8 protein-coding genes and 5 pseudogenes are annotated in these 16150 nt (G+C 55.4%); 6 read left to right on the top strand and 7 right to left on the bottom strand.

Going from position 1 to position 16150, the window contains the following annotated elements; translation table 11 throughout:
• Positions 1-187 precede the first annotated feature (187 nt).
• Together ASF60_RS23900 and ASF60_RS25785 are read left to right on the top strand one after the other, a co-directional pair.
• Positions 188-1261: pseudogene (locus ASF60_RS23900) on the top strand (IS630 family transposase).
• 39 nt (positions 1262-1300) lie between these two features.
• Positions 1301-1417: pseudogene (locus ASF60_RS25785) on the top strand (LysR family transcriptional regulator); the annotation flags it as partial.
• A gap of 52 nt (positions 1418-1469) precedes the next feature.
• On the opposite strand, the gene ASF60_RS16275 reads toward ASF60_RS25785, so the two are convergent.
• From ASF60_RS16275 to ASF60_RS24605, 4 genes are all read right to left on the bottom strand, one after another.
• Positions 1470-2993, bottom strand: a complete 1524-nt coding sequence (locus tag ASF60_RS16275; protein ID WP_056187154.1) for a DUF2235 domain-containing protein — start codon at positions 2991-2993, stop codon at positions 1470-1472.
• A 705-nt stretch (positions 2994-3698) separates the two neighbouring features.
• The gene (locus ASF60_RS24615; RefSeq protein ID WP_156634183.1) at positions 3699-4316 is read right to left on the bottom strand and encodes a hypothetical protein; all 618 of its coding nucleotides are present in this window, start codon (positions 4314-4316) and stop codon (positions 3699-3701) included.
• A 298-nt stretch (positions 4317-4614) separates the two neighbouring features.
• A complete protein-coding gene (locus ASF60_RS25195; RefSeq protein WP_200940990.1) occupies positions 4615-6546 on the bottom strand; it encodes a hypothetical protein in 1932 nt (643 codons plus the stop codon).
• 16 nt (positions 6547-6562) lie between these two features.
• Positions 6563-7894 carry a hypothetical protein gene (locus ASF60_RS24605; RefSeq protein ID WP_156634181.1) on the bottom strand — a complete coding sequence of 444 codons (1332 nt, stop codon included), beginning with the start codon at positions 7892-7894 and terminating at the stop codon, positions 6563-6565.
• A 756-nt stretch (positions 7895-8650) separates the two neighbouring features.
• On the opposite strand from ASF60_RS24605, the gene ASF60_RS24600 reads away from it, so the two are divergent.
• A complete protein-coding gene (locus ASF60_RS24600; protein WP_156634179.1) occupies positions 8651-10147 on the top strand; it encodes a hypothetical protein in 1497 nt (498 codons plus the stop codon).
• Between the two features lie 376 nt (positions 10148-10523).
• On the opposite strand, the pseudogene ASF60_RS16265 reads toward ASF60_RS24600, so the two are convergent.
• Positions 10524-11577 (bottom strand): annotated as a pseudogene (locus ASF60_RS16265) (IS5 family transposase).
• A 78-nt stretch (positions 11578-11655) separates the two neighbouring features.
• On the opposite strand from ASF60_RS16265, the pseudogene ASF60_RS25780 reads away from it, so the two are divergent.
• The 3 genes and pseudogenes from ASF60_RS25780 to ASF60_RS24595 all read left to right on the top strand — a co-directional run.
• Positions 11656-11844, top strand: a pseudogene (locus ASF60_RS25780) (IS630 family transposase); the annotation flags it as partial.
• Positions 11845-11881: 37 nt separating this feature from the next.
• Positions 11882-12046 (top strand): annotated as a pseudogene (locus ASF60_RS25775) (IS66 family transposase); the annotation flags it as partial.
• Positions 12047-12556: 510 nt separating this feature from the next.
• Positions 12557-14587: a hypothetical protein gene (locus tag ASF60_RS24595; RefSeq protein WP_156634177.1), complete on the top strand. Its 2031-nt coding sequence runs from the start codon at positions 12557-12559 to the stop codon at positions 14585-14587.
• A 430-nt stretch (positions 14588-15017) separates the two neighbouring features.
• On the opposite strand, the gene ASF60_RS16260 is transcribed toward ASF60_RS24595, so the two are convergent.
• On the bottom strand, positions 15018-15314 hold the full coding sequence (locus tag ASF60_RS16260) for a DUF3768 domain-containing protein (protein ID WP_244478468.1): 297 nt from the start codon (positions 15312-15314) through the stop codon (positions 15018-15020).
• A gap of 299 nt (positions 15315-15613) precedes the next feature.
• A complete protein-coding gene (locus ASF60_RS16255) occupies positions 15614-15940 on the bottom strand; it encodes a hypothetical protein (protein WP_156634175.1) in 327 nt (108 codons plus the stop codon).
• Between the last annotated feature and the right edge of the window lie 210 nt (positions 15941-16150).

The raw sequence follows: 16150 nt of genomic DNA, 5'->3' as shown, positions 1-16150 counted from the left end.
CGACGCGTTCACGCAGATCGGCTGACAGGGCTGAGGGCATCCAGCTCTCCTCCTTGGAAAGCCGCGCATCGAATCACATCTGCGCCGCCCTCGAAACCCCAGCCGACTCAAGCCGATCGGACACCGCTCTAGTGCACTGACGCGGTCGGAGGATTCACGAGGCAGGTCATGCATGCGAGTCTGAGTCATGGCTCAGGCCGTCTGTGTGCTCCTCGACGACGCCACCCAGTCATCGCTGTCCGCGATCGCCGGAGATCGATCCCGCCCCCTCAAGCACATCCTGCGGGCGCGCATCGTCTTGCTGTCGTCCGAACGGTTGAGCGTGCAGGACGTGGCCAGGCCAAGCTGGCGTCAGCCGACCCGCCGTTTGGCGCTGGCAGCAGCGCTTCGCCGAGGAGGGCGTCGAGGGCCTGCTGCGCGATAAGACCCGCCCACCCGGCACCCCGCCGCATCCCACCCGCACAGTGGCGAAGGTGCTGGCGCTGACCTGTTCGGAACCGCCGGACGAAGTCGCTCACTGGACTGGCCGCGCCGTCGCTGCGCGGACCGGCATCTCACTCCGCTCCGTGCAGCGGATCTGGCAAGAGCACCGCCTGCAACCGCATCGGGTGCGTACCTTCAAGCGCTCGCACGACCCGGCCTTCGCCGAGAAGGTGGAGGATGTGGTCGGTCACAACACAAGATCCGCCCGCCCACGCCGTCGTGCTGTCCATCGACGAAAAGTCCCAGATCCAGGCTCTGGAACTTACCCGTCCCGATCGGCCCATCGGTCCCGGACATCCTGCCGCTCAGACGCATGACTACACCCGCCACGGGACGACGACCTTGTTTGCCGCCCTCGACGTCCTGGAAGGCACGGTGCTCGGCCGCTGCATGCAACGCCATCGCCACGGTGAGTTCATCCGTTTACCGGGACGACGTCGAGGTTGCGGTCCCTGCGGGCAAGGTGATCCATGTCGTGCTCGACAAATACGGCAGCCACAAGCACCCGAAGGTTCGCGCCTGGCTCACCCGCCCTCCGCGCTGGACCTTCCACTTCACCCCAACATCGGCCTCATGGCTCAATGCGGTCGAGGGCTTCTTCTCCACGCTCACGCGCCGCCGCCTGCAGCGAGGAACCTTCACCGGCATCGTCGATCTGCAGGCCCCCATCAATCGCTACATCGCCGAGCACAACCGAAGCCCAAGGCCTTTCATCTGGACCAAACCCGCAGCCGCTATCTTCGACGCCCTCAATCGTGCCCCTGAACCTTCCGTCTGAGTCACTGCACTAGTTGTATGACTGGGTTGGGTGGATTCCGGACTTAAGGAACGCTTCGGAGTTCGGCTGCTCGCGTGCACCACGCGCAGCGTCGCTCCGACGCCGGCGGGCGAGCGGCTCATGCGTTCACTGGCCCCGGCGCTGGCAGAGGTCGAGCGCCCGTCGCCGCGGCTGATGTTGCGCACACGCAGGTGGTAGAGCGCTACGCTCAGACCCCTGCCCGACCGCTCGTCGGCACGGTGGCTGGTGCCTCGTAGAACTTGCGCACGTCACAATGGGTGTGCAAGGCTGGCGGCCGGTACGGCTCGGTTAGATCGTATTGGAGCACTCCAGGGGACGGCACCGCGAACCGTTCAAGCACGGAGGCGTGCAGCGGCGCGTCATCGGGCACGTCCCGCACCAGCGGTTTCCAGCCCAGCTCCTCGCGCGTCCAAATTCTTGTCGAGGTCAGCAGCCGCACGAACCAGGCCGGCCACCCCGCCACCGTGTTCTTGCGCTCATCGTGCTGTGGTCCGTCCACAGCTGGCCACAGGTGGAGCACGGAGGTATCCACCAGCAGCGGATCTTTGATCGCCCGCGCCTCGCTGATCATCCATTCCAGAGCGATGTCCGAGAGCCGAGCCTCGTTCTCCGGATAGCTGCCACCTACATCGGAATGGACACCCGCAAACCAGACTTGCTTTAGGCGTATATAGTTGGCGTCGTTCTTCTTTTGCTCGTTGACGACGGCGCCGCGATCCGTCCAGGGAACACGATCGAAGTCTTGCCGGTTCTCGTCGATCGCGAGGGCATGTCGGGCGTGCTGAACGTTCGGATTGAGGGAGGTGTCGTAGAACTCCATCTGCAAGCCGGTGACGTGCAGGGTCTTGTACCAAGGCAGCAGGCGGCTTTTGGTCGTGAACTTTACGTAGGTGCGCAGGTAGGCGATCAAGCCAATCGCGGCTCCGACGCCGCAGATCCATGCGAACGTGTGCCAGAAGAACGGCGCACCAAACGATACGCCGAACCAGCTCAGGACTAGGTCCACAAGGAGCGCGAGCACCCCGAAAAGCACAACGACGCCTGTGAGGAGGCCGAGGGTGCGTTTCGTCGTGAGACCCAGCGTAGCCACGGTGTCCCATACGCCGATGAAGTAGGGATAGGCGTTCGACGAGGCGGAATCGGTGGGCGCAGCACACGCATGCTGTTGCCGAAATTGGTCGGCCAGCTCCATGCGTAAGTGTTTGTAGGGATCGCCCGTTTTTGAGGCTCCGAATTGGTAGACCTGCTTGATGGCTTCTTTCGCTATCGCGTTCACGGAAGCCGCATCGCGGCGGAGCGGCTGGCCCGGGCCAGCACGGGTTGGTATGCCGCACAGAGCGAGGGCTGCTCCCACGCAACGGACGGTGTAGGCGCCGCGGCTGAAGCCGATGAGGTAGATCCGGTCGTCCGGCTCCCACACCCGCACGATCGCCGCGTAGCAGTCGATGATGTTCTGGGTGATGCCAAGGCCAGTCGCCGAGCTGAGCACATTGTAGAGCCGGCGCCACCAGCCGATCTTGATGTTGCTACCGGCAGCCTTGGAGCCCAAGCCGACGTCGTAAAAAGCTACTTGCTCGGCAGGGTTGATCGAAGTGTCTGGGCAGACTCGCGCCGCGCGGAACAGCTTGTAGACGTTGCTGCGATTCTCATCGGGCAGAAGACCACCGCTCTGACCAGTGCCGTCCGAAAAGATGACAATATTCTTGGCCACGTTCTCTTCCCTAGGCGAAATGTTTACGCGTACGGTTTGCCCGGATCGCAACCGGATGTGTTTAGAGTCTAGGGGCAAAGCCCCAGCACACTGCCGGTTTCCTTCAATGCGACAGACATTGGGACAGGAAACCGAGCGCGCATTAGCAGACAACTGATCACAATGCGTAACGCATCGTTGAGAGCGCCGATGATGCGTAAGTACCCTCTCAAAGCTGCTTCCCGAATCTTCAGCACATTTGCATTCTAGCGCTCAGATTGTCCAGCTTGGCCACCAACAAAGCCGGCGGACAGGCGTGAGTGGAATCAATCAACCGCCGGCCTGGAGTAGCTCAACACACGCATTGATAGCTTCGGTGTCGACAAGCTACAAGATACGCAGTCCAGCTTGAGCGCAACCGCGCCGCAAAGACTGCCTATCAAGAAATGCTGCAGCCCTACGTCTTCGAGACCCGCATAAGTCTGTCGCCGTGTTCATCAGGTAAGGCTTGAGCCGCAGGGGACCTTGGAGTGCGCGACCCGGCAAGCAACACTCCGCCAAATCTAGCGGGATATCAGAATAGGCTAGGGACTAGCCATTCTAAGGATATATACGGCGCGAGTCTTAAGGCTTTCGCAATAGAATGTTTCGGAAATTGAAAATATACAATATTAGTTTGCCGTTAATTTCGCCCCGAACAAACATGCGCAAAATTGGATTATCACTTCAGCGAAATTCTACGGTTTGATTTTGAGTAAAGCAAACGACATTAGCTTGCGCAGCATCGTTAAACCACTTTCGTTGCAGTGCAGAGACTATTCTATCGTTTATTTTCCATTCGAGCTTGCCGCCGCACCCGCCATAATTTCCGTTTACGATCCATATTTGGACGTTGTTTGAGCCGCGATTGATCTGCGAGGTCACGTTTACCCATCCGGGAGATTGCCCAAAGACACCCCGAGTCACTTCGGTTCCGTTGATATTTACCCACATAAGATCGTCGATTTCACTAATTCGGACTTGTGCTGGGCCAAATGGAATTCCGCATCCTGACTCCCGCACCAGAACCTGGGAGCCTGAAAAAAATACAACGAGAAAAGCGGCGATGCCGCCGCTTGCCGATACTGCTAAAGGATGCTGACTTAGCTGAAGTGGTAGTTCAAATTTACTTGTGAGTGATCCGCCCATGAAACTAGCGGACATTCCAACGCCAAGTGCCAAGACCGCAACAGGCAGCTGCTCACTTCCGCAAGGTATTTGGTAGCCTACCAAAGAAAACAAAACCAAGGTCATGAAAAAGAGAAGCGTGAGCGACCCCAGAAGGATTCCAACTTTTTTGCTCATCTATATAAGCCTTCAAAGCTGACTGATGTTACATTAGTATTATGTCTATTCTGGGGTCGTCATGACTGATTTTTGGCTACTGATGATTCGCGTAAATTGTATCTACACGCGCGGCTGCGGCAATGCTGCCCTCATAGGCTGAACGATCAGAAGACCCTTCCGAAACATTCGTTTCGTACCTACGTGCCAGCGGACTTAAGGCCATCGGGACGCCGCCGCCGACAGGATTATAAGATTCCGAGCCGGTTTCTTGGACTCCTTCCGCGATCGAGAGGTCGCATCTCGGTCGAGCTGTCATTTAGGCGCGGTAGAGCGCAAGATGTGGCTTCTTGGCACGGTAGCCGGGGCCTGCCCAAATATCGCGTTGCACAAAGTCCGACATCCAGTCCTCCCCTGAAAACATCGCGATATGACCAGCTGGATTTCCGCCTGAATAAGGCTGCAGAACGATCACATCGCCTTCCAGCGGATCGTAGTGGTACAACATCCCGCTAAGCACGGTTTCAGAGAATCCGCGCACCTTGAGTACCGGGCCATAGTCTTTTGCATCCACAGGGCGCTCAGGAGGGTTGATCGCCTTGAGACCTCCTGCCTCCAGGGCATTCCGGACGTACCTGGCGCACTGGCCAATGGACTTCGGTTGCGCGTGGGCGCGCAGATACTGAACGGCAAGATTGATGTTGAGCTTCGCCTTACCTCGCAATATCGCCGGGATGGGCGACGGCTGGGGCAGCGGAAGTATCGTGATCGCAACGTTGCGCGGGGAGAATGACAGCGCATCCCAGGCGTCCGAGGGTCCAAGTCCAGCAGCTAGAAAGCTCGCGTAAAGCTCTCGCTCCTCCTGCAAGGCTTTTGTGACTGCGGCCACAGAGATGGACGCCGAATTTCCGCCTGTCCCAGAATAGTAGGAACGGCCGGTATGTGGTGAGGCCACCGAAGCGAACTCCTGAGCAAGCGCGAGCTGCGCCTCCTGGAGGCTACTTCCGTTCCGGATGATGTAGTTTTTAACCTTGGGACGCTTCCGCGCTACGAGGTAGTGCCGGAATAGATGCTCCTGAAGAACAGGGGTGAAAATCTCCTGTTTCGCGATCGATAGCGCACGGACGGCCGAAGCAAGGGTGATTGGAATGAGCTGATACTTACCAACCGCGAAAAGCCGATTTGGATTTCCCGGCGGCAAGCTCTGCGCCTTCATGATGTCGTCAAAGGGCTGCTTCGACAAAACTGTTGCGAGGGGAAGACCTCTGACACCGGCGCGTCCGCGGTTGTAAGAATTGTAGTTGCCCTCACCACGGGCAATCAGTTCGCCGAGCGGGCCACCGGTTGCATTCCGAGGAGATCGATTCGCTTGAACAGGAACTGCAGCACTCGGGACGACGGTACGCACCAAAGTTGGCGTTTGCGCAAAAAGCGAGTCTAGGAGTGCCTCGGTTGCCGCTCGCAGTGCTGCAACCGAAATGGGCTGAGTTCTAGAGCCGAACTGATTGGGATACCTATCAAGTATTGCATTCACCTGAGGCCGATTTAACACACCATCCAAGACATCTACGGCAGGAACAGCCCGGGAATCGAACAGCGCGACAGCTGCCTCGGGACTGCCAGTCAAGTACGCGTGGAACACGTCTAAAAAAGTAGGCACGAAAGGGTCGCCGCTATCGCCAACACTGTTTTTGCGCATGATCGAGCTGATTGATCGAGCGTCGCGCCGCATTCTGAACGCAGCCGCCCAGATCTGCTGGATCGGATCGTCCCAACCATCGAGGCCGAACTGATCCTGTTCCGTCGACTCGGTCAGAAACTGCGCCCACTCGTCTCGTGTGACCACAAGCGGACCGAATCCGCCGGGACCCGAGGCTTGAGGCGCTACGTTGGAGATCTTGGTTTCTAATAAAGCCCGAGCAATAACAAAATCCGCTGAGACGAACCAGGGTAAGGTATCTGGCAGACTGTTCACATCATCTTCCGCCCACAGGCAGGCGGCAACGAAGTTTGGGACATCAATCTCTTCACGTTGATATCCTTCCAGATAGGTTTGATCGATCCAACCTTCTTGGCCGCCATCTTCTTTAACGTATACGAAGCCCGCGACCTTCTCCGGTGTACCGATAGCGGTGTCGTCTGCTTGGCTCCAGCATTGAACTTCATCGCGCGGATTAAGAAGCTTGATGCGCTTCGAACCTACAGACGGAGCAAATAACAGTCCCGTAAAATCTTTGACCACGACACGCATTTTCGCCATCCATTCTTCACAGGCTGTCGAGAACAGCGATTAGATCAGGCGTAATCTGGTCGGACATACCACTGAGGCGCGACTTGAGACGGACAGAGACGGCTGGGACGGCTCTCACAGAGCTGATCTGCGAACGTATTGCCGCCAGATTGGGCGGCCCCTCGAGACGATTGCCGGGAAGAACCTTTTCAAGAAATTTTATGGTCTGACCGGTGATCATACCGTTGGGGAAGAGTGATTTCTCATAGAAATTCTTGTGAGGCGCTTCGCAAGGCCTCTTTCCAAGAAGATACCTGATTGCCGCATCGTCAAGCTTGCCAGTGCTGTCGCCCGACACTGTGTATTCTTGGTACACGTCGATGCGATCACGGACTTCCGGCCCTGGATCCTTCATCTGGTTCGGAGTGAGGCAGAGTGAAACGAGCGCCTTCTGCATATTAAGTTGCTTTGTTCGATCGAAGGGATCTCCTGCATATAGTGCCGCTAAGCCAGACGACGCTGGGCCATCTGAAGAACCCGGCCTTTCGGTCCGTCGCGCAAGGCGGCTGCTAGAGGTCTTCGGCCGTGTATCGGAATCGCCCCGTTGACGATCGTCGAACGTTGGACCACGCCCACGTTCCAAGGATGGCCCGGTCGGCGGATCTTGATAGCGATAGCTCGATCGAGATGCGGCACCGAGAGGACCGTCAGGATAGGAATATCGAGACGGAACGCTGACTGTTTCGAGGGAAAACAGAGCCCCGTTGCCGCGTCTGACATCAACAGCACCAGCGGCACTGATCTGTTTCGTGATCTCCGCCTCGATCCGCGGCGGCAAGCAGAGTTCAAGGTATCGTTGGATGACGTAGTATGCCGCTGGGGCAGAGTTGATGGCCGCCCGCCTTTGAGCGGCGCCGTCTCTGAAGGCCGACTGCAGTTTTTGAACGAACCCTTGCGTCGTGGCAGGCGGAAGGCTGTACAGATACGTGCCGGCGATCACATCTGTCGCGCTGATGCTGAACCCGAATGCCTGAGCGACGACAGCCAAGCTGGTGGCGGAAGCGCCTGTCACACCGAGAACGGCAGCGGTAGTCTGAGCTGCAGCAGCTAGACCAGATTTGGCCTGCTCACGCCCTCTGTTTATGAAGAAAAGCTCATCGAAATATTGTCGGCATTGGTCGTCGACATAGTTGAAACCCGCAAGTGCAACAAGGTAATAATCGATCGGTTCTCCAGGTAGCGAACCCGCATCCCTCGACAACGCCGCAACGACAAGGTTGGTGTTTGCTGATGCTACCTGCACCGAATTCGCATCGATGATGGGCTTGAGGCCGCGCCTATTGTCGAACGTATTACAAGACGCGGACATGAGGGTTAGGACTGACACCAGAAGGTGCCGTGTCCGCCGCGCCTGTACCAGAGATCGGATCCGATGCTTCGGAGATCCGCGAGGTCTAGTCGTTCTTCCAAGGAACCACGAAGAAGGTTCCATGATCATCCCCCCGCACGATTGGATTATCAATTTCGTGCGATGAAACCATGTGGTCGGGATGCCTTCAATGTTCGCAAGTATGCAATCCGGTATTTTTTCATCGTACCGCCCCGATCAATCTTGTATGTTGTATTTATGACACATTAACAATCCTGAATGCTCGACCTAGCTGGTGAGTACCTGCTTTTCACTGAATGTGCCGATATTCGAATTCGACTTGGTTGTCGGCGGGGTGGCTACATCAGTGGATGCGATCGCACCGCTGCATGCGGTTGCACTTTACGGTGCCGGCGACCAGCAGCCCGCCGTCGCCATGATCGGCGGCGGGAGGCGACGCATCTAGGCCTGAAGGATCGCCACATTAAGCTGCACCTGAAGGGCCAAGGCCATCGCTCGTACGACCCTCTGAATGGGCGAAACTATTGCGTGAGATGCGACCGGCAAAACCTTTTTGCGGCGGTATTGGCGTTTATTCGACATTCGTTCATATAGACACGCTGGGCATCAATGCCGCTGGTTGGGCTAATTTGGAACAGACTGATTCCGTCTAAAGTAGATAGATCTGTCATTCTGATAATTTCTGGTCTCTAAGCTAAATGCCTGTAAATAATGTTGTTCGAGGATGCAACACAAATGAGCAGCGTCGATCAGGATGGCGAAGGTTCCGCCAAGACAGTGCAGGGCGTAACCCAACTTTTATCGCAGGGGGTAATTCCGAACGGAAATGAACAGGACAGTACAAAAAGTTCGGTAACAAATTTTGATAAATTAGTATTCGGACAGGATTTGGCCGAAGTAACTCTTCTATTAGATTTCATCTCTGGACGTAGGGATATAAAGCTGGCCGAATTAGACGGCCGATTTTATAATGATGCAAATCCTAAAGTCGCCCTGACCACAGCAGAGGTCATCAGAAAAGTTTCGGAGCTTAAGTATCCACCACAAAAACCTCCAAGGGAAAAATCAGAGGACGCCGCATTCCTGTTACTTCTGAAAGATGCACTTAACTCTATTGCTTATCCGGCGCGCGGTTTAACAATTGCGTATACCACAATGTTTATGGAAGAGGGTAAGTATGCCGCGGAGAAGGATGGCCAATCAGCTACTGGACGACTGGAAGCAGCGCGGACTGCCTATCCAGATCTTCGTATGAACGCCACAAAATTTCGTAATGCAAAGCGCTGGCTCACGCGATTTACAGTCCTAATAACACTTTTAGCATCAATCTTTCTTTGGCAGGTGAGTTATGGAGCGCAGCTTGCTGCGCGTTTCGATGAAGCAAAGAAAAACGACAGTCTTACTTCGCAAAGGGTATTCGAAGAAATAAACCGTTTCAAAGTAAATGCTTCATCATCGAGTACTGGCGATGATAATTTGACCAGCTATGATCTCTCCAGTATTTGTGAGTTGACAGTGTCAGATGCAATGAAGCAGACCGGAAGGCAAAACCCGCTGATCCAGCAGTCGTGTAATGAATACGCGTACCGTCACGCTCAACTATGTGTAGCAATAGCCGATGTTGGTGAATATGGACAGTCCTGGTTCTTTAGACTTTTCGAGTTAATACTTCCGATGCACCCGTTAAGGGCAGCTGTAGACTGTGAAGGAAGCAAAAGTGTAGGTATTTCAACTTCAAAAATTGGTGAAAATACGGGGCCTAGTGAGAATTACGGTCCAAATGGCAATACATATGGGAGGATAGGGGAAAATAAAACTGTTGCAACGCAGATGGGCCGACAGGAGGACGCAAAATCGATTGCTGGCGTCTTATCAATTTTGTCTAATTATTTTTTGCCTGGCTTGTTTGGACTCGTTGGGACCCTAGCTGCCTTGGTTCGAGGACTTCAGGATAAAATCACGGAAAGTATGCTTTCCCCGCGAGACCGATCGCTTGTTTGGATACGGCTGCCGCTTGGACTGGTAGCTGGCGTTAGCGTCGGTCTGTTTTTCAACACTGACAATATCATCTCAAAGGGAGTCGGTGCGACAGAAGGCTTTGCAATATCCGCTTCGGGTATCGCATTCCTTGCAGGCTATGGCGCTGAGGCTTTCTTTCGATTGCTGGATAACCTTATGAATAGGATTTTTAGCTTAGACGGATCGGCGAATCGAGCGAGCGCTCCACTCTGACTTCGCCGGTTGCTAAAACTCTGTTCAGATCAAGCCGTATCGTATTGAATGGACAATGCATGACCCGATACCGAGCCTCGTTGAGCGAGACTCACGCGTGGTAGCGTCGATATCCGGGTCAGATTCTGTCTTTTGGTATAGGAGCGTGAGGAGGTTGCGATTGTCGCTCGGGTGACGTTGCGATCGCATCTTTGGTGGCGAGGACCTGAGCGGACACTTCGAAGAACCATGCAGTTGTGGGGTTTTGGCCGTCGTTTTGACTACGGCTGCAGCTTTGGCGAGATCGGACTGGCGATCTGGCCGTCTGGCTGTGCCCGCGAAGAGTTCATCGGCCCTTCCCGACGCTGTCTCGGGCCAGCACCGGCCGGCCTTGAATCTAGAGGAAGCGCTTGAGGTTATAGGCAAGATTGGCGAGCCGGATCTTGGATTGGGCTCGGGCCAGTCCGATGGTCCGCACGAACAGGCCGAAGCGGTGCTTCTGCCCGGCGAACACCGTCTCGACGGCCGAGCGGACCTTGGAGCGGGCGCGGTCGGTCTCGCGCTGCGACGGCGTCAGATCGAGGCCGGGCTGTCGCCGGAAGTGGATCTTCGAGCGCCGGCCCTGCTTGGCCAGATGAGCATCGTTGGCCTTGAAGCGGTAGGCGGTGTCGGAGAGAGACGTCGCTTGCCGTGTTGGCTTGGTCGAGGACGTTGGCCAGCTGCGCCCCGTCATGGGCGGCCGCGCTGGTGACGATGAAGCGGCGGACGAACCCGTGCTTGCGGTCGATCGAGACATGCGTCTTGTACCCGAACACCGGGATGGCGATCTCGACCTTGGCCTTCGTGCCGGCCGGCTTTGCGGGCCGTGCCTTGGCCCGCTTCAGGGTCCAGCGAGCATCGCGATCCTTCTGTGCGAGCTTCTTCGGTCTTGCCGCCCACGCCTCCGGGATCCTGCCTTCCTTCAGAGCCGCCTTCTCGGCATCGGTGTTGCGCTGACGCGGAGCCGCGATGATCGATGCGTCGATGATCTGGCCGGACATCGCAAGGTAACCTTTGCCCTTCAGCCAGGCACCGAACGCGGCAAACAATACGTCGATCGCGCCGGCTCGAGTCAGGTGCTCCCGGAACAGCCACATCGTCTTTGCGTCGGGCACGCCATCCTCGAAACCGAGGACGAGGAAGCGCATGAACGACAGCCTGTCTCGGATCTGGAACTCGGCGGCATCGTCCGAGGGCGTTTAGAGCGTCTGAAGGATCAGGATCTTGAACAACAGCACTGGATCGTAGGGCGGCCGGTCCCCCTTCGATCCATTGGACCGCTTCAAGGCGGTCGCCAGCTTCGGCCTGAACGCCTCGAAGTTGATCAGGCCCGCGAGCTTCACCAGCGGGTCGCCGTTCTCTGACAGACGCTGATAGTGCTCGTTCAGATCGAAGAACCCTGGCTGACCCATTAGAGCCTCCTCAACGCCGGCAACGTCAGGGGATCACGACACCGCCTCGCAGGAAATAGGTATTTCGAGGTATCCGAGCGTCCGGCCAAAGGTTCACGTGATCCGGCTCAGACCCGCCGCCTGTTGGCGCTGTCTGTGATCGCCGAGGGCGGTATGGGTTCGGAGACGGCCGAGATCGGCGGGGTTGGCTTACAGATGGTGCGTGATCGGTGCGTGGCCTTAAATGCCGATGGCCCGAGCGGGCTGATCAACGGCAAGGCCCATGGGGTGTCGCTTGCGCCTACACCGCCAAGCACAGGCCGCCCAGCGCCCGGAGGAGACACCGCGCACGTCTTCCAAGCAGCCTACTGCCGGCTGCAAGGAGCAACGCGCACAGGCCAAGCCGGGTGGTGCCAAGCCTGGGCCACAGGGCGATAGCCGGGTGATGAACGCGGATCCTGACGCTGTCGTGGATCATCGTCCGGAGCGCCGCGCCGCTCGACTTGACCGGCGACCTGCAAGCCAAGATTGGTCGGGCTTGACATCAGCTCTCGGTTTTCCTTGAAAACCCCGGCGCGGTCGAACCGACCAACAACGGCTCAGAGAGGCAGCTCACTTTCGTTCGTAGTCCGGTGGATGGTCACCAACGTTTATTCCGCGATGATGGCCACCGAGGGCGAAGCCACCATCCGCACCGTCGCCGATACCGCCCGCTTCATAGCAAGCAGCACCTTGATCCCCTCCTTAGAGCCTTCAGCGCTTAAACCCCGCGGTCCCATGAGGGGGGTAACTACTCTAAACATCTAATCTGTGAACTTGCACCAGCGTCATGATGGTGGTGCGTTATCTCGCGTCTCATGCCGTCCGTAACCGTTCCTGGCTCAGCACTTTGCCGACTTAACTTAAAGGCTTCGTATAAATTGTGAGGTAAATCGTTGCATAAAATTCATTTTTCTGCAAATTTCACCTGCTGATTTCTCAAAAAAATTTCGGGGCGATAATGATAGGCATAGTAGAGATCGTCGCGACATATGCGATCGAAAAGTCTCTCGATATAGTCATTCCAAAATTATACGAATTTGCCACACAGGTTAGCCAAGAAGAAAATTCACCACATCAGGACCTTGCAGCGTCGCTTCCGTCGGTCTGCCTAGTTGGTCTCGGACGTTGCGGATCAAACATCGCAGTTGGTGTTTCATCAATGGTATTTGCGGCTAAGCAGAAAGCTGAAGATCCTACCACCAATGAGGAAGGACTTGGCATGCCTGTGGAACGACAGAAGCAACAACTTAGCTATTTCCATAAAATCATTTCTAATTTTCAGGATAAGCCTGGCAATAAAGGCGGCTTGTTCCTAATTGAGCCAATAGTAATCGTTGGAGATCTCGACAAAGACACTAAAAGTCGCATCAAGAGTACGAATCTCCCTTCCTCTTTAGGGCATTACAAGCGCTTGGTGGTTCTTGATCTCGAAGAAGTTCATGGAGGTGGCGCTGGGAATGTCCCGATCATCGGTCAGTACATCGGAGCAATGGCGCTTTCTCGGCAGCCGGAAAAGGTAGATTCCAAGGCGTGGCAGCTGCACCATAATTATATTATCGATTCGGCGGGCGTTGCTAAAAATCCATCTCGACTGTTTTTCTTTGTCTTCAGCGCTGGAGGAGGAAGTGGATCAGGGATGGCTGGAGAGTTCGGTTCTGCACAGCAACTCGCCTTTCGACGTCGGATCCGGAATGCTGATAGCTCATCTATCGGTGAGAAGAGCGATAAAACGGAGAAAAAAGGCACCAAAAATATCTTCGAGCAAGTGTACTCACTTGGGGTAGCCATACTCCCACACGGAACTTCCGACGGAAATCTCCAGGGGCAGGCGGTTCAGATAAATGCTGGGCGCCTCATTGTTCGGTATTTAGCAGAACAGCGACGCTCGCAGCAGAAAGACGCTCTAACTAAATCTCTTCGCCCGTTTAATTCAATGATATTGATATCTAATGACATAATGAAGTTTGCCTTAATTAGTAGGGACCAGGCAAAAGTACCGAGCGACATAGATACTTCCGCAATGGAGAAACTCGCAAATCAATATGTATCTCAGCAGATATTTAACGTTTTAACTGCTCAGGCTCCGATCACCGACTATAGCTCTAGTTTTTTTGCTTCCGCAGGTATCGACGTAGGCGACTCAATAAAGCTAGACTCAAATGATCTTTCAATATCCTTGAGTGGACCGGTCGTAGTTGCTTACTCAGAAGCCTCAAATACCAGCACCTCGAAGAGGGACTCAACTATCAATACCAAAGAACTGCTGCAACGAGCTGTTGGACTCCCTCGCATCAATAATGAAACTGGGGCGATTGAAGGGCTAAGTGTACTACCGGAAGATCCGGATTACTATCGGGACCGATTCGCGGGCGTAAGCCCTATAAATTGGGCAGAGTTTGGCGCAGACATTCCTTTGTTCTCTAAAAGCCCCGGGGTTGTTGCAATTGTATCATTACCTGCTGGGGTAAAATTGCCGTATCAAGACTTGGCGGACCTAAAAACGTCGCTTCGCGAGCTTTTTCCAAATGCAAAACTTATTAGATATGCGCTTGTTCTTGGGGCTTCACCCCACATAGGCTTGACGGTCCTGATTTCGCAAAGTGCGGTAGTATGCGATGAAGTTTTTAAACTGGCGACTAACTTCATCGCTCGCTGCATGTGCTGTGAATCGGAGGAGTCAAGTGGGATGGAAATAGTCGGGAAAATAATTGAATATTTATCTTCACCCGGTTCAAACATCTCCTCGTTAAACGAAATTTTATCCGATTTTGAAGATCCAACTCCAGTTATGAATGAAAACTGGGAGACGCAGAAAATAATACATGAAGGTAAATTCAAAGAGGTCGTCCCGCATAATTTTGTTTCTATCGATAGTGTAAGAGTGACTAAAGGTGATGTAATCGACGCGGTAACCTACATAAAAGAGACGGCGTATTATCAGAGGGTGTCTTTAACTATTCCATCGATATCACGAATGAAGTTTGGTTGAGATTCTGACGGTCGGTTTCGGGAATTAAGAATCTTTGTCTGCCGCTTCCTATAACGGACAGATAGAAGACTCTTTTCTGTGGGGTGGACTAGGGTGAATACTTTCGTCGGTGCGATGACTCTACGAGTTGCCCACGTTCCTTTGCGGGCAGTAATGGCGATTGATGACGGTGTGGCTTCCGCCGGTTTCTGCCACACCAAACGGGGTGTCATCGACGTCATTATTGACGTCCTTGATCGCCTTATATGAATGCTCGGCTTTGAAGATGATCAGCTTCTGACATAAAATGAAGTAATTGATGACGTGACTCGGAACTTTGGCCTGATCGCAAGCTGTGGGGCTGAGAACTGACGCCGGATTAATACACGTCCGCACGCATGATAGTGGGCACGCGCACCGTCGCGCTTGGGTCAACTGGGTTCGGTTAGTGTCAGAGCATGGCACGATCGTAGGCATCGATTTTCCAGAAGAAGCGCTGCCCTCCAAGCTCTATCGAACCAAAGTCGTGTTCGTCGAGAGGATCGTTGCGGGCGTCGAACTGGTCGAACCAACGCGCTGCCAGTAGGAGTTTGATGCGGTCTGCCTCACGCAATTCGATCACGCCGGGAGTCTCTAGCACCTGCCCGCCGACGAAGCTTCTTCGGAAAGCGTCATTCAGGGCGTGAACCTTCGCTGTGAGATGGTTCGCCGTCGGGATGATTATGCCTTGAGCATGAGGGTATGCCATCAGGGGGCTGCCCACAGTGCTCAGCCAAGTGTGCGACTGGGTTCAACAGGGCGATGTGCGCCCGCATGCGCACCAGGATCGGCAACTCGGGCCAGTCGCGCCAGCGCAGGGTAAATAGGTCGTCGGCTTTGGCTTCGACGACTTCAGCCTCAAACCACCCGTCGTCTCCGCCCCCATGTACCAGGACGGTACTTCCTGCAGTGATCTCGGACCAACTGACGGGTCGCTGCTCGGCGCTTGTTGAAGCTTCACAACCATCGCCTTCCGGCACGGCATCGGCATTAATGGGCGCGGTGTCGTCAACCGCCGTTATGGCGGGGCCGGTCAATGCGCTCAGGCGCTCGTACAAGCCCTTTTTGACGAACGGCACAAAACCCCTTGCCGCTCGCGAACACGCGCCCCAGGGGCAGCTGTGAGGCGATCAAACGATGCTCCTCGGTGTTAACGGTGACGGTACGCATGCCCATCAAGTCAGCCGCCTTGGTAGCGAGCGTAGCGTCGGCCTCGGTAAAGGCAGAAGCGTGCGGCTTGCCGTCCTTGTCTCGACCGAAGACAATCAACGCGAGGCTGGCTGCGGCTGTACCGATTTCGGGCTTCTTCTCCATCGGTGATGACGTGTCGCTCATTCCATGCTCCTAAATGCGAAAGGGGCCCCGGATGGGACCGCCTTGCTGGTGTTTGTGGATGATTCTGTGGGCGCTGAGCTGTACCGGGACGCTTGGCATTCAGCGATGCAGCGTAAGCGCTGTTTTCAGGCCACGGCTTTGAGGGCTGGCATGGCTGGGTAGGCCCATGGCAGCAGGTCGTCGAGACGGCGCTGGGGGTGGCCCTCGACG

The sequence above is a fragment of the Methylobacterium sp. Leaf113 genome, assembly GCF_001423325.1.
Taxonomy (GTDB): Bacteria; Pseudomonadota; Alphaproteobacteria; order Rhizobiales; family Beijerinckiaceae; genus Methylobacterium.
The sequence above is the reverse complement of the archived record's forward strand: the minus strand, read 5'-3'. Positions and strand labels throughout refer to the sequence as shown.